The sequence below is a fragment of the Frankia sp. R43 genome, assembly GCF_001306465.1.
GTDB lineage: Bacteria > Actinomycetota > Actinomycetes > Frankiales > Frankiaceae > Parafrankia > Parafrankia irregularis.
On sequence record NZ_LFCW01000007.1, the window covers coordinates 209950 to 228103 of the forward strand.

The window sequence follows — 18154 nt, forward strand, 5'->3', positions numbered from 1 at the left end:
CGTGCAACTTCGACTATGCAACTTCGACTGTGCAGCTTATCGTCGTGCAACTCATCACCGTGCCGGCACTGGAGGCCAATCCTACCAGTGAGCCGCAGTGAGCACGGAGCGCACCCGAGCCGGCCGGGCCCGCGGTCGGTTTTCTTACCGCGCCAGGGGAATATCGGGGCCGTGGTCCACGCCCCAGGAGGACCACGGCACGCCGGGCGCCGCGCCAACCGGTGGGCGCAGGTCGTCCCACCAGCACGCCCGCGGATCATACCGGGCCAGAAACGGCCGGTTCACCAGTCCCGGATCGCGGCATTGCAGGAATCTCAGCGCGATGTACTTCTCCGCACCCACGGTATGAACACCGTCGACCACCACCTTTCCCGGCGTGGCGGACATCACCGGCCCACGGACGGTGCGTCCCAGACCGGACACGGAGCGGTAGGCGGCGCTGAAGATCTCGTAGGCACGCAGCAGCGCGACCTCGAAGTAGCCGCGCGGCCCGGTGTCACGCTCCACGAACATGTAGTACGGAACCATGCCGAGCCGCACCTGGCGCTGCCACATGGCCGCCCAGGCCCCGGCGTCGTCGTTCACGGAGCGGATGACCGGGCCCTGGGTCCGGATCACCGCCCCGGTCGCGAGCACCCGGCGCACCGCGTGCTCGGCGAGGTCGGTCTCCAGCTCACGCGGGTGTGAGTAGTGGGCCATCAGGGCGAGGCTGCGCCCGCTGGCCACCACTCGTTCGAACAGCCGCAGGGTGTCGTCGGCCCCCGGATCCGTGACGAACCGCGCGGGCCAGTACGACAACGACTTCGTGCCGATCCGGATCGACTGCAGGTGCCCGAGCCCGGGTTCGTCGAGCAGCGGCAGCACGCACCGCGCCAGCATCTCGGCCGACATCACCATCGGGTCGCCCCCGGTGATCAGGACGTCGGTGACCTCGGGATGCGCACGTACGTACCTCACGAGGTCGTCCACGTTGCGCGAGGCCATCCGCAGGTGCGGCTCCTGGACGAACTGCGCCCACCGGAAACAGTAGGTGCAGTACGCGTGGCAGGTCTGCCCGTGGGCGGGGAAGTACAGGACGGTCTCGGGATACTTGTGCTGGAGCCCGTCCAGGCGGGTGCCGGCGAGCTCCGGGACATTGAGCTCCCGCTGGCCCGCCGGATGCGGGTTGAGCGCCGCACGCACCGCCGCCGCGGCGGCCTGGACCTCACGCGTGGGCGCGCCGCGCGCCAGGAGCTGGGCGATCGGCGCCACCTGCTCGGCGGGCAGCATGTCCGGCTGCGGGAAGACCAGCCGGTAGATCGGGTCGTCGGGGGCCGCGTCCCAGTCGATGAGCGCGTCGACCACGTAGTCGTTGACGCGGAACGGCAGCACGGCCGCGACGGCGCGGGCCATCAGGCGGTCGGGCCCGGCGAGGCCGGCCCGCTCGAGCAGGCCGTCGAGCGATGCGGCATTGTGGAAGCGGGGGCTGGCAGGCGCCGAGATCGGCCTGAGCGTTTCGCGTGTGGTCAAGAGGAGCGCTCCTGTGTGGCGGCTCGGGTATGACGGTGCCTGGTCAACCGACCCAGACGGGCGGCACCCGGTCCGCCCAGGGGGCGAGCCGTTCCAGCCGCAGGGCCAGCCCGAGCAGGCCCGCCAGGTCTCGCGGCCGTGCCATGAGCTGGACCCCGACCGGAACCGACGCGGCGGCGCCCAGCGCGCCCGGTACGCCTGATGCACCCGGTGCGCCCGGTGCGCCCAGCGGTAGCGAGACCGCGCAGAGGCCCGCGAGGTTGGCGAACGCGGCGAACGGCGCGAAGTGCGCGGCGCGCCGGAAGACGTCCGCCGGATGTGCGGGGGCGGTGACCCAGCCGTGCGGGACCGACGGCCTCGCGACGGTCGGGGTCAGCAGGACGTCGCCTTCGGCGAGCACGCGGCTGGCCCGCTGGGTGTACGCGCCGAGCCGTGCGATGGCCCGGTGCAGGTCGAGCGCGCTGGTCCGGCCGGCGAGCTCGAGGCCCGCCCGGGTCGTCGCGTCCAGCATTTCGGGCCGAGGATCCCCGTACGCCACCGGAACCGTGCTGCGCACCAGCATCAGATCGTCGAGAACCGCGTCGGCCGACCAGTCCGGTGCCGCCTCCTCGACCCGGCACCCCGCCCCTGCCAGCAGGTTCGCGGCCGCCACCGCGGCGGCGGTGCACACCGGGTCGACCTCGCAGTCGACCGGCGGGACGTTCGTCAGCACGATCCGGTGGTCGTCCGCCGGCCACGGATCCTCGGACACGGCCAGGGCCACCTCGTCGAGGTCGAGCGCACCCAGCGCGGTCAGCCAGTAGATCGCGTCCGCGACCGTGCGGCTGACGACACCGTCCTGGGCGCCCGCGCCCAGGGCCGGGCGCGGGGTCACGGGGAGGCGGCCCGGCCCCGGCATGACCGCGAAGACCCCGCAACACGAGGCGGGGATGCGCAGCGATCCCGCCCCGTCGCTTCCGTGCGCGACGGCGGTGACCCCGGCCGCGACACTCGCGGCGGCGCCTCCGCTCGACCCGCCGGCGCTGAGCGTGTGATCCCAGGGATTTCGGCAGACACCGTTCAGCTCGGGCTCGGTGACCGGGAGGATGCCGAACTCGGACGTGCTCGTCTTCGCGAACACGGCCGCGCCGGCGGCCTTCATCCGTCCGACCACCGGCGCGTCGTGCGGCGGTACGTGCTCCGCGAACGCACGGGACGCGAAGGTCGTGCGCATTCCCGCGGTGGGGGTCAGGTCCTTGACGGAGGTCGGGATTCCCCACAGCAGGGGCCGCTCGTCCGGCGCGCTGGTGCGGAAGCGGGAAAGCGACTGCTCGAGTGCCTGTTCCAGGGCCTGCTCCGCGCCGATGGTGACGTAGCAGTTCAGCGCGGCGTTCGCCCGGGTCGCGCGCCGGTGGCAGTCGTCGAGGACCTGCCGTGGGGAGAGCTCCCCCGCGCGCAGCAGCCGGGCGGTCTCCTGGAGGCTGCCGGGGGTGGCGTTCTCCGCCAGCCTCCGCATCGCCCGCTCCCCGAGAACGCGGGCCGGGATCGTCACGGGGCGCTCAGGCCCGCTCACCGGTCACCGTGTCCGCCGTGGTCGGCCGTGGTCCGCTGTGAGCGCCAGCCGTCGTAGAAGGCGATCAGGTCGTGGGCGTCGAAGAGGATGACGTTCTCCTCCTCGCCGTAGGCCTGGATCGGGCCGGAAAGTGGCGCCAGGGGAACGCCCGCCCGGGCCAGGGCGCGCCAGAAGGGTGCGATGGTCAGGCCGTACATCATCGGCCGTTGCAACTCGACGCAGTGCCGGGCGGCGTTGACCATCAGCTCGTACAGGTTCCTGACGTCGGCGGTCTCCCGCCGCAGCACACAGAGCCGGCCGAACTCCGCGCCCCTCGTCTGCTCCAGGGGGCCGTCATAGCGGTCCTGCAGCGGCCAGCGGCCTTCGAGGACGACCCGCACCGCGGCGACCGGAGCACCGGTGTGGTCCGTCATCACGATGTGCCGGCAGGCGCGGTCGTACGTGTCCGACGCCCAGGCGTCGAGGTGGGCCGGATCGCGCCGGCTGCCGGAGAACGCGGCCCTCCGAAGCGAGAGGACCGTGGCGAGGCGGGCCGCGTCACTCCCGTCGAAGATTTCAATCATGACCGATCCTTTTCCGTCGTCGACTCGGACCTGCGGCATCCCCGGCCATGCGCCGTGAGACGAAATAGGATCACCGGTTCCTGAGATGGCCCATCCTGATGAGGACCCGGCGGCCGGTGTCATCGAACCCCGTGCGGCCGTGCATGAAACGGGAGTTGTCGAAGACCGCGAGGTTCCCGGGTTCCCAGGAGACGCGCACGGAGACCGTCTCCGCGACCTTGCGGATCTCGGCGAGGAGATCGGCCGGGAATGGGCTCCCGTCCGCCAGCGCGACACGGAAGCTGTCCCTGGCGTAATAGTCGCTTTTCTCCCGATAGGCATAGATCATCAGCGAGTTGCAGAAGGACGGAACACCACCTTCTGACGGGATCACCGCCTTTGTGCGGAACCGGCCGTGGAGCACATCCCCCTGGAAGTCGCCGTCAAGCCGCTCGTAGGGGCGCAGCAAACTGCCGACCCGAGCCAGCGCCACCCGGGCCTGCGCCACGTCGGTCACGCCGAAGGTCTGCTGCCAGCGTGCCGGCGTAGCCTCCCAGCTCCAGTAAAGGTCCAGGTCGCAGACGTATGCACGGGTCGACTCGTCGAGGCGCCGCAGCAGTTCCGCCCCGTCGCACAGGACAGTCTCACCACCGGCGGCGGCGGGGCGCTCGCAGTAGAGGACGAGCAGGTCCGGGCAGCCCGGCGCGTAGGAGCCCTCCCGGTGCAGCGGAATCGCGTCCATACCCTTGTTGACGGTGGACGTGCTTGGATCCGCGCCCACCGGGTCACGTTCGATGGTGTTCGTTGCGTGGTGAACCATCGGGACCATGAGCGCATCGGTGAACTCCCTGAAGTCGAACAGGGTGGTTCCTGGCCTTTTGATGAACGCCGCGCCGTGCTCGATGACAGCTGTAAGCGCCGCACCTGGGTCGACGTCGTCGAGGACGGGAATATGAACACCGGCGACCATGATGAATCCCCCTTTGGAACCGTCCGCACGGAACGGGCCAGCACCGCCGGCGGATGCACCTGGCGGGACTTCTGTCGGCACCATCAGTCCGAGAATTCCAGATCGGAACAGTAGCATCGCCGAAGGCCGCCGAACAGAGTTTTCAACGCAGTCCCGACGCGGCTGTCAAAACACCCGGGCGGGTTGGCGGATCGTCCCGCCCGTAGGCAGGACGATCCGCCGGTCCAGCGGTTTTGCGGACTAGCGGACCGTCACCGCGAGCTCGTCGCTCGTCGTGGCGCCCGCCGCGTTACGGAACTCGGCGGTGTAGCGGTAGGTGCCGGCGGCCCTGCCGGTCACGTTCAGCACCGCCTTCTGGGCTTCCGGGCTCGCCGCGGTCAGCGCGCCCTCGGCCACCTGCACACCGTTCTCGAAGAAGCGGTAGCCGGTGGCGTTGGTGCCCCACCACAGGTTCGCGGTGACCTGGTAGGAACCGTCGTTGTCCCAGTTGTCGTGCGAGAGCACCGGCCTGGCCGGGTTCGCGTCGTCCACCGTGACGCGCAGCGTCGTCGTCTCGGTGCGGCCGACAGAGTTGATCAGCACGCCGGTGAACGTGTACTGGCCGTTGGGCAGGCCACCGACCTGGAAGGACGCCTTCTGCACGCCCGGGGTGGCCCAGGTCAGCGGCAGCGTGGCAAGGCGCTCGCCGGCCTGGTAGAGCTCGAACGAGGTGGCGTTCTCGCCGTACCACATGTTCAGCATGACGTTGAACGTGCCGTCGCTCAGGCCGGTGTCCCAGCCCTCGTCGGAGCTGAGCACGCCCTTCGCGGGGGCGGTCTTCGCACCGTCGACGCGGACGGCCTCGCCCGCCGGCACGCTGGCGTTGCCGGTCCGGTCCACCGCCCGGTAGGTGACGGTGTGCTCGCCGGCGGCGTCGACGGCGAACGGGCCGGTGTACTCCGCCTCGGCGCCGTCGTCGATCCGGTAGAGGGTCTTCGCGACGCCGCTGTCGGCGTCCTGAGCGGTCAGGGTGATCTTCACCGGGCGGACGGCCCCGGTGAGGGCGAGCCGCTCGGTCGCGACGGTGACCGCCGGCACGGTGGCGTCGAGGCCGGCCTGCAGGCTGGCGACCGCGGAGACGTTGCCCTGCTTGTCGGTGGCGCGGTACTCGATCTGGTGCTGGCCCGCCGGCACCGCGAACGGCGCGCTGTAGGCCACCCACGCGCCGCCGTCGACGCGGTACTCGACCGTGGCGACGCCGGAGCCCTCGTCGGTCGCGGCCAGTACGACCCGGCCGTCGGCACCGAGCCACTGCCCACCGACCGCGCCGGTCAGGGACGCCGTGGCGGCGGGTGCGTCGGTGTCGGGCGCCTCGCACCAGTTGGGCTCGGCGTGCGGCGTCGCGTTGTAGTTCGCCCGCCAGGTGACGAGCTCACCGCCGAGGTCCGTGATGATCCCGTCGACGCCGAGCGCGGTGAGGCTCGCCCACGCGGTCGCGGAGTTCTCGGTCCAGACGAAGGTCTTCAGGCCGGCGGCACGCATCGCCTCCAGCGCCGCCTTGCTCGGCCAGGTGTCCGGGTTCAGGCCGATCGCGTGGTGCGCCTGGGTGAAGGTCACCGGGTCGGCCGGGAAGTTGGCGAGGATCATCGTCGGCAGCTCGGGGTGCACCTGGTAGAGCCGGTCGATGGTGGTCGTGCTGAAGCCCTGCGCGATGACCTGGTCACGCACCCCGTACTGCTCGATGAGGTCCCTGGTGGTCTGGATGTAGTTCACCGGCCAGTCGCCCTTGTACTCCAGCAGGAGCTTGGCACCGCTCTGCTTCATCCAGGCGAGCAGGTCCTCCAGCGTTGGCACCGGGGTGCCCGCGAACTGGGCGCCCTTCCACGATCCGGCGTCCAGCTGCCTGATCTGGGCGATCGTGAGGCTGTGGTTGGCACCGGTGCCGTCGGTGGTGCGGTCGACGCTGTCGTCGTGCATCAGGAAGGGGACACCGTCGGACGACCAGTCGATGTCCGTCTCCAGGTAGTCCGCGCCCTTCGCGAAAGCCGACCGCATCGCCGGCAGCGTGTTCTCCGGGTAGGCGGCGGAGTCACCGCGGTGCGCGATGACCAGCCCGGTCTGCCCCGGCGCGGTGGTGCCGACCGGCACGCACGCCGCCGGCGGAAGCGGGTCGATCCTGGTGATCCTGATGTTGTCGTACGAGACCGTGGAGCCGTCGACGACGAGGCCCTGAACGCCGGTCGTGCTGCGGAGCAGCCCGTCGGTCTCGAAGACCTTCTGGCCGTTGAACCACCACTCGCCGTGGGTGCCCTGGACGACGATCGAGACCTGGACGTCCTTGCCGGTGCCCGCCGCGGTCGGCGCGGCGCTCGTGGCGGGGACGTACCAGGCGTTCGCCGCGGTGCGCTGGGCGAACTCGAGCCCGTTGGCCGCGGTCGTGCCACTGCGCATCGCCGCCTGTTGCCACGGCACCCCGCCGTTCGCGGGGATGTCGAGCGCGAGGGCCTGCCAGCGGGTGGCCTCGTTGACCGCCTCGAAACGGACGGTCGCGTCGTACCGGAAGTTCTCCAGGTGCTGGCCGAACGTGATCCGGACGATGCTTCCGCCGGTGCCCAGCAGCCGGCCGTTCTCGACCCGCCAGTTGCCGTTGACCGCGGTCCAGCCGGCCGGGACGACGCCGCCGGAGAAGTCCTCGGACAGGACGATGTTCGCCGCGTTCGGGTCCGGCAGCTGGGTGATCGTCACGTCGTCGTAGGAGACGGTGGCGCCGTCGACGACGAAGCCCTCGACGCCGGTGGCGCTGCGGACCAGGTTCTCGGTCTCGAAGATCTTCTGCCCCTCGAACCACCACTCGCCGTGGGTGCCCTCGACGACGATCGAGACGTGGACGTCCTTGCCGGTGCCGGCGGACGTCGGCGCCGCGGCCGTGTCGGTCACGTTCCACGTGTTCGAGGCGGTGCGCTGGGCGAACTCGAGCCCGTTGGTCGCGGTGGTGGTGGTGCGCATCGCGGCGTGCTGCCACGGCACGGCGCCGTCGGGCGCCATGTCGAGCGCGAGCGCCTGCCAGCGGCTGGTGTTGTCCACCGACTCGAACCGCACCGTGGCGTCGAACCGGTAGTTCTCCAGGTGCTGGCCGAAGGTGATCCGCGCGGGGCTGGCCGAGTACGCGGCGCCGGTACCGACCAGGCGGCCGTTCTCGACCCGCCAGTTGCCGGTGACCGCGTTCCAGCCGGCGGGCAGCGAGCCGCCGGAGAAGTCCTGCTGTAGAACGACCTGCTCACCTGTGGTGTCGGCCGCCGCCACCGACACCCCCCCGACCACCAGCACGCCGCTCACAGCCGAAGCCGTGGCCACGGCCGCGGTCACGGCGGCCACCCGGTGCCACGACCGAGCCCATCTCTGCCTGTGTTTCACCTGTCTCGCAGTCCTTGTTCGTCCGTCCCGCCCGGGTCCCCCGCGAGCGCTCCCACCCGAGACCCACCGAAAACACTCCGGCAGGCTGGACGATTCAAGTAAGGCCCCCTTTCCTAAGCACCGCACGCCGGCCAGCGGCGGATGAACGCTCGGTAAAGCGCAAAGGCCACCGTCCGCGTCGATGATGACCACCCGGCTACAACCCGGTGACGCAGAGCATGCCGGCACGGAGGACGGCCGGCTGGCGGCCGGTGGGCATCCGGTGAGCGTCCGGTGGGCGGTCGGTCTTGCCCACGGCGCGGCGGGACGGATGGTGGCCGTCCCGCCGTCCGCGCTGGACCCCTCGACACGAGCTCGACCAGTGGTCTTCGGCAGGGCGTCGTCCAGATCGGTCCTACGACGTCCACCCTCGGTGCAGAACGGTTGATCAGCTAGCTAGAAGTGCGGGTCGATGTCGTCGTGGTTGCCGTGCAGAACGGACAGGACGGTGATAAGCCGAATGACGATGGTGCCGATCGCCAGTGCCGTGCGCACCGGGCGGAGGCGTCCGGCCATCGGGTTGCCACAACTGGCAGTCGCGGCCGGCCGTGGGACGCCGGGTCCGTCGCTGCGCCTGTGTGGCGGGCATGGTCTACTCAAAGCGGCCTCTCTCGTTGAGGTTGCAGGGAAGACCTCTGGTTCCGGCGTCCTGATCTCTTGGCGGGGAATGGGACGCCGGTCCAGAGCATGAGATGTCAGCTGCCGCGGGCGGTTCGGCCTGTTGGGCGCTGACTGGGTGCCTGTCTTCTTCGACAGTTGCGACGACGATCAGCATGCCGGCCTGACGGTCGGGCTCGAAGTGAGCCATCGGCCGGTCGTCCGGTCCGCGGCCCGCCTGGAACCGGCGAGTCGGTGCCGGCTGGCGGCTGCCTCGATATCCGTGAGCCATCCCTGTCGGGCGGCCCAGGCGCGAGCCGCGCGCTCGGTCGGAGCGAGCCGGTGAAACGGGTCGATCTCGTGCACCCACCACGCGAAGTCGTCGGGTTCGACGTCCGGCTGAGGCGGGTTGTGAGTGATGGCTGAGCGCATGCGCATCTCGACTTCTCCAGTGAATGGCACTGATGGACTACCCAATTCTAGTCATATCTGACTAGTTCGAAGTGTGTGTCGGGCTCACGGGAGGCCGCGAATCGGCATCGGCTCGAAGAGGCCCTGGTCAGCGCCTTTCAGGCGCCGACACGCCGCGCGTCGTGCCGGTCGGGGTCGACAACCGTCTCCGCACCCGGTTGCCAGCGGCAGGGAGGTTCCGGACGTACAGCCGGGGTGTGTGAGGTACGGCTGCCGGAGTGGGCTCAGACCTCCGTAGTGGGCTCAGACCTCCGTAGTGGGCTCAGACCTACAGTGCCGAGCCGCCGGTGGTGTCGATGGTCTGGCCGGTGACCCAGCGGGCGTCAGGAGAGGCCACAAAGGCGACCACATCGGCGACGTCCTGCGGTTGACCCACCCGACCGAAGACCGAGAGGGAGGCGGCGGACCGCGCCGCGGGGGCCTGTTCGTCGCCGCGCAGCCAGTCGGCGTTCACATCGGTGTCGATGATGCCAGGGTTGACCGAGTTCACGGTGATGCCGCGCACGCCGAGATCCTTGGCCAGCGCGAGGCTGAACGTGTCGAGTGCGCCCTTGGTCATGGCGTAGGCGAGGATGTCCGGGGTGGCGATGCGGGTGACGCCCGAGGAGATGTTGATGATCCTCCCGCCGTCACGCAGCCGGACCAGGCCGTGCTGCACGATGAAGAACGGTGCCCGCACATTCACCGCGAACAGCTGGTCGAACTCCGCCGGCGTGACGTTCCTGATGTCCTCCGACCGGCCGATGCCCGCGTTGTTCACGATGATGTCGACCCCGGGGTCGAGGCCGGCTGACGCGAGCCCCGCGTCGAAGGCGGCCCAGAGCGCCGCCGCGTCGCCGGGCGCGCCCAGCGTTGCGTGCACCGGAAACGCGCGGCCGCCGGCAGCAAGGATCATTTCAACGGTCTGCTTCGCCGCGGCCACACTGCTGCCGAAGTGGACGGCCACGACCGCCCCGTCCGCGGCGAGCCGCCGCGCGATCGCCCGACCGATGCCACGGCTGGCCCCGGTGACCAGCGCCGTCCTGCCGTCAAGCACACCCATCGTGCCGATCACCGTCTCTCGGTCGCCACGCGACCGCATGCTCCCATGCGCCGCGGGGGCACGCAGCACGGAAACCGGGGAGCCCAAGCCACGACCACCTGCCTGGCCTGGCCACCTGGCCCGCGCTCGGCGACCTGCCCCTGCGGCTCGCGGCCTGCCCCTGCGCCTGGCGACCTCAGCCCGGGCGGCCTGGTGACCTCAGCCCGGGCGGCCTGGTGACCTCAGCACGGGCAGTGCGCCGGCTACCGGCTCTCGGCGAGGCGGCAGCGGATGGCGGCGGCCTCGTTGTCGGCGAGCCAATGGCGGCGGGCGGCTCGGGCGCGGGCCTGGCGGACAGGCGGCGAGAGCCGGTGGAACGGGTCGATCTCGTGTACCCACCACGCGAAGTCGTCCGGGCCGGCGTCTGGTTGCGGCGGCACGTAGGAGACGTCAGAGCGGTTGCTCATGTCGCAGCTCCCTCTCGGATGGCACTGGCCGACCACCATCGTAGCTACATCGGACTAGTGCTTTTGGGGCAGGTAGCCGACACCTGAGGCCAGGCCGCTCGGCGGCGGACCGCGGATGGGTGGTGCCGGCGTCCTCGTGGCCGTCGTGACCTCGGACGTCTCTGCGATGCTGGACCCCGGGACGTGCGGGGGGCAGCGCAATCTCAGGTAGTTTCTGGCCTACTGTCACGCCTCGGGCCGTGGCAGCCGTGCGGTCTCTGACAACGACGAAGGGACGCTCCTATGGGCCTCCGCCTGGGCGACATCGCGCCCGATTTCACCGCCACGACCACCGATGGCGAGATCTCGTTCCACGACTGGAAGCAGGGCTCGTGGGCCGTGCTGTTCAGCCACCCGGCCGACTTCACCCCTGTGTGCACCACCGAGCTCGGGCGTACCGCGGCTCTGCATGGTGAGTTCGACAAGCGCAACACGAAGGCGATCGCGCTGTCGGTCGACTCGGTCGAGGACCACCGCGGCTGGGCACCCGACATCGCCGAGGTGAGCGGGACGGCGCTGAACTTCCCGATCATCGCGGACCCGAACCGTGCCGTCGCCGAGCTGTACGACATGATCCACCCCGGCGAGGGTGACACCTCCACCGTTCGTTCGGTCTTCATCATCGACCCGAACAACAAGATCCGTCTCACCCTCACCTACCCCAAGTCGGTGGGGCGCAACTTCGACGAGATCATTCGGATCATCGACGCGCTGCAGGCGACCGACAAGAACCCGATCTCCACGCCGGTCGACTGGAAGCCCGGCGACCGGGTGATCGTCGCGCCGACGCTGTCGACCGAGGACGCCAAGGGCAAGTTCAGCAACGTCGAAGAGGTCAAGCCCTACCTCCGCTACGCCGACGCTCCCTGAGCTGCCTGACGGCTCGGGTTCGTCCGCGCCGCTGCCAGCCCGTACATCGCCACGGGCCGGCAGCGGCGTTCGTGTTTTCGGCGCCCATGGGCAGGAAACGCGGTGAGTCCGACCCGCGCCCGGGTAGCAGCGGCGCTTCTGGCACGTCTGAAACGTCTGTGCCCGGCACCGCGGACTCCCCTGCTCAGCGGGCCTGCCCGAGACTCGCCTCGTCCAGGTCGCTCACCAGCTCTTCGGGTGCGCGCATCCGCCAGGCGTCGGTCACCAGCTCCGCCAGCCGCTCGGCCGTCACCTTCGTCAGGCGCACCATCAGCACCGGCCAGCCGTCGTAACCGGGCGCGGTGAAGAAGAGGTCCGGTTCGCCGAGCAGGAGCGCCTGCTTCTCCGCCTCGTCACCGACGAAGAGCACGGCGATGTCAGTTCGGATCACCCGCGGCTTCCCCGGCACACGTTCCGGGTAGGACCAGACGAATCCCTTGTCCGCGACCCGGAAGTCGAAACCGTCGCTGTCGATCTCCACGACATGCGGCAGGCTCATCGCGAGGCGCCGCACATCGTCGGCATCAGCCACCAAGGCCCTCCTTCGGACGCACAGTTCGAACCTTGACGAGGCTACGACGAGGCTGTCTGACGGGCCGAGGCACCGGTCTCACCGGCCGATGTCGTGGTCGCCGGCCTCGACCAGCCCGCTTTCGTAGGCGAAGACCACGACCTGGGCGCGGTCGCGAAGGCCGAGTTTGGTGAGGATGCTCGACACATGCGACTTGACTGTCGCGGGCCCGATGAAGAGTTCGTTGGCGATCTCCGAATTGCTGGACCCGCGGGCGACCGCGACCACCACGTCACGTTCGCGGTCGGTCAGGCGTTCCACGCGGCGCGCAACCGTCGAGCTGACAGGCCTGCGTTCGGTGAACCGGCCGATGAGGCGCCGGGTGATCGACGGCGCGATCAGTGCGCCACCATCGGCGACGGTGCGGACCGCGACGGCGAGCTGGTCGGCCGGAATGTCCTTCAACACAAAGGCGCTCGCTCCGGCGCGGAGCGCCTCATAGACGTACTCGTCCGGATCGAAGGTGGTGAGAATCAGTACCCGCACGCCCCAGTCGGCCTCGGCGAGAATTCTCGACGTGGCTTCCAGGCCATCCATCTCCGGCATCCGGATGTCCATGAGAATCACGTCGGGACGATGCTCCCGGGCGGCCTCCATCGCCTCCAGCCCGTTGCCTGCCTCGGCGACGACGTCGATGTCGCTGTGGATCCGCAGCACCATGGCCAGGCCGCCACGGACCAGTGCCTGGTCGTCGACGATGAGAACACGAACAGTCAACCCGGTTTCCCTCCGAAAGGCAGGTGGGCAGCGACCTGGAACCCGCCTCCCACACGAGGTCCTGCGTCCAGGCTCCCGCCCAGCAGCAGAGCCCGCTCCCGCATCCCGACGATGCCGTGGCCTCCCGAATGCCCACCATCGGCGTCCGGCCTGGCGGCAACGGTGCTGCCGCGACCATCATCGCGGACCTCGATGACCATGCCGTTGTGCCCGGTACGCAGACTCACCTCAGCCTGGGTTCCAGGGCCGGCGTGCTTGAGGACGTTGGTCAGCGCCTCCTGGATGATGCGGTAGGCGAACAGATCCGTCCGGGCGGAGATCTCCGCTGACGGCAGGTCCATCGCCAGTTGCACGACCACACCGGCCCCGCGGAGCTGCTCGATCAGCCGGGGGAGCTCCGCGAGGCTGGGTTGGGGGCCCAGGCCGTCATGGCCTGCCTCGGGACGTAGCACGCCGAGAAGGTGGCGAAGCTCGTCGAGGGCCTGGCGCCCCGCCTCCTCAACCGCCGTCATCGCGTGCAGCGCGGCCTGTGGGTCCTGCGCCGCGACGGCCCGGGCTCCGCTCGCCTGCACGGTCATGAGGCTCACCCGGTGGGCGACGACGTCGTGGAGCTCCCGCGCGATGCGGGCCCGCTCCTCCATGACGATCCGCCGGCTCTCCGCCGCGTGCTCGCGGCGGCGCTCGACGGTGCGGGCACGGCGCAGCTGGATGCGGCGCCCTGCATACCACGCCCCGGCCATGAAGAGGCCGCCGAACGCGGGCTCCTGCCACCACGGGCCCGGATCGTCGAGGCCATCGAGACCGACCAGGCCGGTCGCGACGACAACTCCGACAGCGCCCTGCCAGTCCGCCGAGCTGTACCGCCCCGCGGCGTACAGCGCGATGATCGACACGCAGCCCAGCTGGGTGTCGCTGCCGACCAGCGCGGCCCAGCAGACCAACGTCAGGCCGAGCACACGCAGCGGCGCGCGCCGGCGCCAGAACAGGGCCGGACTGGCCACCGCGCAGACCAGCAGGACGAGGATCGGGACATCGCCGAGCGGGCGGATCGTTATCGCGTCTCCGGGCCCGTCGGCCATGAAAGCGGCCATGAAGTAGAGCGCGAGGACGAGCACGGTGTCGGCGGCGCGCGGCCAGCGGGCGAAGGGCCCGCGGAACCTCCGCGGGACGTCCTCATGCGGCGTCGGGGTAATCGGCATCGCACGGCTTTCCATCTGGTTCTCAGCGAGGTGAACCGCGACTGGTCGCGGCTTCGTCGGTGGGCATGGGCTCACGGTATGCCAGTGCGACAGTGCGGTCTCCGGCCTTCCGGCGGGGACGGTTCTCCCCCGCCAGACGGAGAACGGCTCGGAATCCACCCGACGCAATCCTTCTCCCGGCGGGTTTCCGAATCCGCTCCCAGGCGGGCGACAGCTTCGGGGCACAGCCAGCACAGTTGAGCCCGCACGGCGCTCGGGTCGAGGGCCGGGCCGGCCCGGCCCACCGTCCGCACACATGGCACCGCCGCCGGGCGGTCCCGGCCGGTCCCGCCCCTCAGAGCCACCGGCCGAACCACGCCGAATCTCGCAGGAGAGGTAGCCATGAATCGGCTCACCCGCCACATCGCAGCAGCGAGCGTACGCAGGCCTCGACGCACGGTCGCGGCCTGGGTATTCGCCGCCGTCCTCGCCCTCGCCCTGGCCAGCACCCTCGGAGGGTCGTTCGTCGACGACTTCGTCGCCCCCGGCAGCCAGAGCGAGAAGGCGACGGATCTGCTGGAGCAGCGCTTTCCCGACGCCGCCGATGGCAGCGCGCAGGCAGTGTTCGCCGTGCCGGCGGGCCAACGACTCGACCATCACCGTGCGGCCGTCACCGCCGCCGTCGCGCGGATCGCGGAGGTGGATCATGTCGCCGCGGTGGCCAGCCCGTTCGCCGCCGGTACCACCTCACCGGACGGCCGGATCGGCTACGCCCAGATCACGTTCGATGTGCCGGCGACCGATCTCGGTCCAGGAGCACTCACCGCGATAAGCGGCGCCATGCGGCCGGCGCGTGACGCGGGTGTCGTGACAGAGCTGGGCGGCGACGCCGCGTTCATCAACGGTGAGGCGGCTACGTCAGGTGCGGAGGCGATCGGCCTGCTGGCCGCGCTGGTGGTCCTGCTCCTGGCCTTCGGCACGATCGTGGCCGCGCTGATCCCGGTCGCGCTCGCGCTGATCACAGTGGCCGTGGGGCTGGGGAGCGTGCTGCTGCTGGCGAACGTCCTGGAGGTCTCCTCCGCGGCACCGACGATCGGCGCGATGATCGGTCTTGGCGTCGGCATCGACTACGCCCTGTTCATCGTGGCCCGCTATCGGGAGAACCGTGGCGCCGGCCAGGACAACGCCGCCGCGCTCTCCGCGGCGATGGCGACCTCGGGCAACGCCGTCGTGCTGGCCGGTGGGACGGTAGTCGCCGCGATGGCGGCCCTCGCGCTGACCGGTCTGGGCTTCCTGACCTCGGTCGGTCTGAGCACCGCTCTGGTGGTGGTTTGCGCGGTAGCGAGTGCACTGACCCTGCTGCCAGCGATGCTTTCGTTGCTCGGTGACCGTGTCGACGCGGGCCGAGTCCCGGGCCGCCGCCTCCACTCGCCGCCTGAGAGCACCGTGTGGTGGCGCTTCGCTCACCGGGTCGCCCGCCGGCCGTGGCCGTATCTGATCCTCTCGGTAACCGTGCTGCTCGTGCTGGCCGCCCCCGCACTGCGCCTGCAGACGGGCTTCCCGGACGCAGGTGATGACTCGCCCAGCAGCAGTTCCGCCCGCCGGGCCTACGATCTGCTCGCCGAAGGCTTCGGTCCGGGCGTCAACGCGCCGTTACTGCTGGTGGCCGACCTGCGCAGCCCAGGTGTGGATCGTGACGCCCTCACCGTGCTGTCCGATCGGGTCGAAGCCGACCCCGGCATCGCGGAGGTCGGTGATCCCCGGTTCTCACCCGACGGCGACACGGCGGTGCTGTCGATGCTGCCCACCACTGCACCCGCGGACGACGCGACCTCGGAGACACTCGCCCGCGTCCGTGGTCTCGTCCCGGGCAACGTCGCGGTCGCGGGCCTGACCGCGATGACCGACGACCTCGACCGGCAGCTGAGCGACACCCTTCCGATCTTCATCGCGGCGATTCTGGCGGCGTCGTTCCTTCTGCTGATGGTGATGTTCCGCTCCATCGCGGTGCCGCTGAAGGCCGCCGCGTTGAACCTGCTGTCGATCGGTGGCGCGTACGGCGTCGTCGTCGCCGTGTTCCAGTGGGGGTGGTTCGGGAGCGTGTTCGGCCTGGAGGAGACCTACCAGATCGCCTCTCCGCTGCCGACGATCTTCTTCGCGGTGCTCTTCGGCCTGTCCGTCGACTACGAGGTGTTCCTCCTCTCCCGGATCCGCGAGGAGTACGACGCCAGCGGCGACAACGTCGAGTCAGTCGCCCGGGGCCTGGCCGGCACCGGGCGCGTGATCACCTCGGCCGCTCTGATCATGACGGTGGTGTTCCTGGGTTTCGTCGCCGACCCGTCGCCGTTGGTGCGGATGCTGGGCCTCGGGCTGGCGACGGCGATCGTGCTCGACGCGACGATCGTCCGCATGATCCTGGTCCCCGCGATCATGACATTGCTGGGCAGGGCGAACTGGTGGCTGCCCCGCTGGGGTGGCCACCCGGCCCCGCGCCCGCGCGCCGGCGTCGTCGAGCATGGCTGACACAGCCCGGCCCCGGCCTTCGTGTTGTCTCCGAAGGCCGGGGCCGGGGTTTCGCGTCCGGTCAGGTGGCGGGCTTGCAGGGGTCGTATCTCACCGGGCTGGCAGCACGCTCCCGCAGAGTTTGCGGTCCACCACGTCGAACGAGCTACCGGCGTCGTTGACGCGGACGAAGGCCAGACAGTTCTGCGGTTGGCTGCGGCGACCACTGACGTCCGTCGGCTGGATCAGCCCGCCCGCGTCGTAGTCGCGCATTCCGTCGAGCGCCCTGATCACACTCTCCCGGTCGGGGCACTCCCCCGCGGCCGCCACCGCGCGCAGCAGCATGTCCGTCTCGATGTAGGAACGGATCGTGAACTCCTGTTCCGGGTTCCCCACCTGCGGGGCGTGGTGGGCGATCGCGGCCGCGTACTGCTCCGCGGCGGGCCCACCCAGCTCCAGCGGCGTCACATAGCTCATGATCGACACCCCGGCCAGCGCGGGACCGTACCGGCCGAGCAGGTTCGCGTTGTAGCCGGGGACGGAGAGCGTCGCCCGCAGCGTCGCGCCGGCATTGCGCAGGGCGTTGAGAATGCCGGCGAGAACCGGCGGGTCGATGATGCTGACAAGCACGTCGGCGTCGGTGGCGGCGAAGGCCTCGGCGACCCGTTGCGGGCTCTGTGAGGCCTCGGCGAACTGCACGATGCCCGCCGGAACGACACCGGCCGCCCGTAGGCCGAGCGAAATCCGATCGGCATAGATGGCCGTCGACGCGACGTTCTCCGGGATGACGATCAGCGCCCGGGTGCCCCCGTTGTTTCTGAGGTACCGCCCCCAGGTGTCGACGGAACCACTCATGTTGGCGAACACGAACATGTTCTCGTACTGGGACCAGACCGGCTCGGTGCCCGCACCTGTCACCGGGACGCCCCGCTCGGCCAGATAGGCCGCGGAGCCGCTCATCGTGAAGCTGGTCGCGACGAGCCCCGCGATACTGACATCCTCGACGAGCTCGCCGACGACACGGCGGTTCGTCTCCGTCGACATCTGGTCGTCGCGCCATTCGTAGCTGACTTCGCGGCCGTTGATGCCACCCTGTTCGTTGGCCAGACCGACCCGCGCCTCCACCCCGCCGCGCGCCGCGGAGAACGCACCGGCATCCGTGCCCGTGTCGGGGTAGACGAAGCCGATCTTCACCTGGTCCGCGGTGACTCCCGGAGCGACGCAGCTCTCGGCGGCCGGTGCACCGCTGCTCCCCGAACAGGCGGACGTCGTCGCGAGAAGCAGCGGCAGGGTGACCGCCACGGCGCACCGGCCGGCCAGGGCACGCACAGGTCCCCCGCCACGCCGCCGCCGTGTCGCGGCGCCGGCGCCGGCTCGCGATCCATTTCGCATGGACGAATCGCCGCGCATTGATGGCGAGTCTGTTAATCTAAGGTTGTCGTTTTGAACTGGTAGCCTCCCGGACGCTGGTCGGACCTGTGACGACGGCGGGATCTGTGGGGGCGGCAGGATCTGCGGCAACGTGAGTTTCCTCTCGATTCGGGCACGCCGAAGTCGCGCACTCGGCAGCATTCAGCAGACCGAGCCCAGTTCTCCACGCACCCCGGAACGCCGGATTTTACTGATTACCGAATCACCGAATCGACTATCAGAAACAAACGGGACCACACCGGCGCG

Annotated in this window: 13 protein-coding genes; 2 read left to right on the plus strand and 11 right to left on the minus strand. The window is 70.1% G+C overall.

What is annotated here, in order from left to right; translation table 11 throughout:
- Positions 1-144: 144 nt before the first annotated feature.
- The 7 genes from ACG83_RS28485 to ACG83_RS28520 all read right to left on the minus strand — a co-directional run bounded on the left by ACG83_RS28485 (position 145) and on the right by ACG83_RS28520 (position 10561).
- Entirely contained in the window at positions 145-1509 is a 1365-nt protein-coding gene (locus ACG83_RS28485; RefSeq protein ID WP_152991538.1) for a KamA family radical SAM protein, read from the minus strand.
- Between the two features lie 43 nt (positions 1510-1552).
- On the minus strand, positions 1553-3061 hold the full coding sequence (locus ACG83_RS28490) for an amidase (protein WP_152991539.1): 1509 nt from the start codon (positions 3059-3061) through the stop codon (positions 1553-1555).
- Positions 3058-3624, minus strand: a complete 567-nt coding sequence (locus tag ACG83_RS28495) for a GNAT family N-acetyltransferase (protein ID WP_054569339.1) — start codon at positions 3622-3624, stop codon at positions 3058-3060. Before ACG83_RS28495 ends, ACG83_RS28490 begins: the two co-directional genes overlap by 4 nt.
- 70 nt (positions 3625-3694) lie before the next feature.
- The gene (locus ACG83_RS28500) at positions 3695-4573 is read right to left on the minus strand and encodes a TauD/TfdA family dioxygenase (protein ID WP_054569340.1); all 879 of its coding nucleotides are present in this window, start codon (positions 4571-4573) and stop codon (positions 3695-3697) included.
- A 240-nt stretch (positions 4574-4813) separates the two neighbouring features.
- Positions 4814-7918 carry a glycerophosphodiester phosphodiesterase family protein gene (locus tag ACG83_RS28505; RefSeq protein WP_152991540.1) on the minus strand — a complete coding sequence of 1035 codons (3105 nt, stop codon included), beginning with the start codon at positions 7916-7918 and terminating at the stop codon, positions 4814-4816.
- Positions 7919-9341: 1423 nt separating this feature from the next.
- Complete coding sequence (locus ACG83_RS28515; RefSeq protein ID WP_054569616.1) at positions 9342-10115, minus strand: SDR family oxidoreductase; 774 nt, start codon at positions 10113-10115, stop codon at positions 9342-9344.
- A gap of 242 nt (positions 10116-10357) precedes the next feature.
- On the minus strand, positions 10358-10561 hold the full coding sequence (locus ACG83_RS28520; protein WP_006538649.1) for a hypothetical protein: 204 nt from the start codon (positions 10559-10561) through the stop codon (positions 10358-10360).
- A gap of 282 nt (positions 10562-10843) precedes the next feature.
- Here ACG83_RS28520 and ACG83_RS28525 point away from each other — a divergent pair, with 282 nt between their 5' ends.
- Positions 10844-11470, plus strand: a complete 627-nt coding sequence (locus ACG83_RS28525) for a peroxiredoxin (RefSeq protein ID WP_006538648.1) — start codon at positions 10844-10846, stop codon at positions 11468-11470.
- Positions 11471-11654: 184 nt separating this feature from the next.
- Here the strand turns inward: ACG83_RS28525 and ACG83_RS28530 are convergent, their stop codons facing one another.
- From ACG83_RS28530 to ACG83_RS28540, 3 genes are all read right to left on the minus strand, one after another.
- On the minus strand, positions 11655-12041 hold the full coding sequence (locus ACG83_RS28530) for an MmcQ/YjbR family DNA-binding protein (protein WP_200931392.1): 387 nt from the start codon (positions 12039-12041) through the stop codon (positions 11655-11657).
- A 78-nt stretch (positions 12042-12119) separates the two neighbouring features.
- On the minus strand, positions 12120-12797 hold the full coding sequence (locus tag ACG83_RS28535; RefSeq protein WP_054569343.1) for a response regulator transcription factor: 678 nt from the start codon (positions 12795-12797) through the stop codon (positions 12120-12122).
- The gene (locus ACG83_RS28540) at positions 12794-13996 is read right to left on the minus strand and encodes a sensor histidine kinase (RefSeq protein WP_235498243.1); all 1203 of its coding nucleotides are present in this window, start codon (positions 13994-13996) and stop codon (positions 12794-12796) included. The genes ACG83_RS28535 and ACG83_RS28540 overlap by 4 nt, the downstream gene beginning before the upstream one ends.
- Positions 13997-14377: 381 nt before the next feature.
- Here ACG83_RS28540 and ACG83_RS28545 point away from each other — a divergent pair, with 381 nt between their 5' ends.
- Positions 14378-16498: an MMPL family transporter gene (locus ACG83_RS28545; protein ID WP_054569345.1), complete on the plus strand. Its 2121-nt coding sequence runs from the start codon at positions 14378-14380 to the stop codon at positions 16496-16498.
- A 90-nt stretch (positions 16499-16588) separates the two neighbouring features.
- On the opposite strand, the gene ACG83_RS28550 is transcribed toward ACG83_RS28545, so the two are convergent.
- The gene (locus ACG83_RS28550) at positions 16589-17779 is read right to left on the minus strand and encodes an ABC transporter substrate-binding protein (RefSeq protein ID WP_235498244.1); all 1191 of its coding nucleotides are present in this window, start codon (positions 17777-17779) and stop codon (positions 16589-16591) included.
- Positions 17780-18154 lie beyond the last annotated feature (375 nt).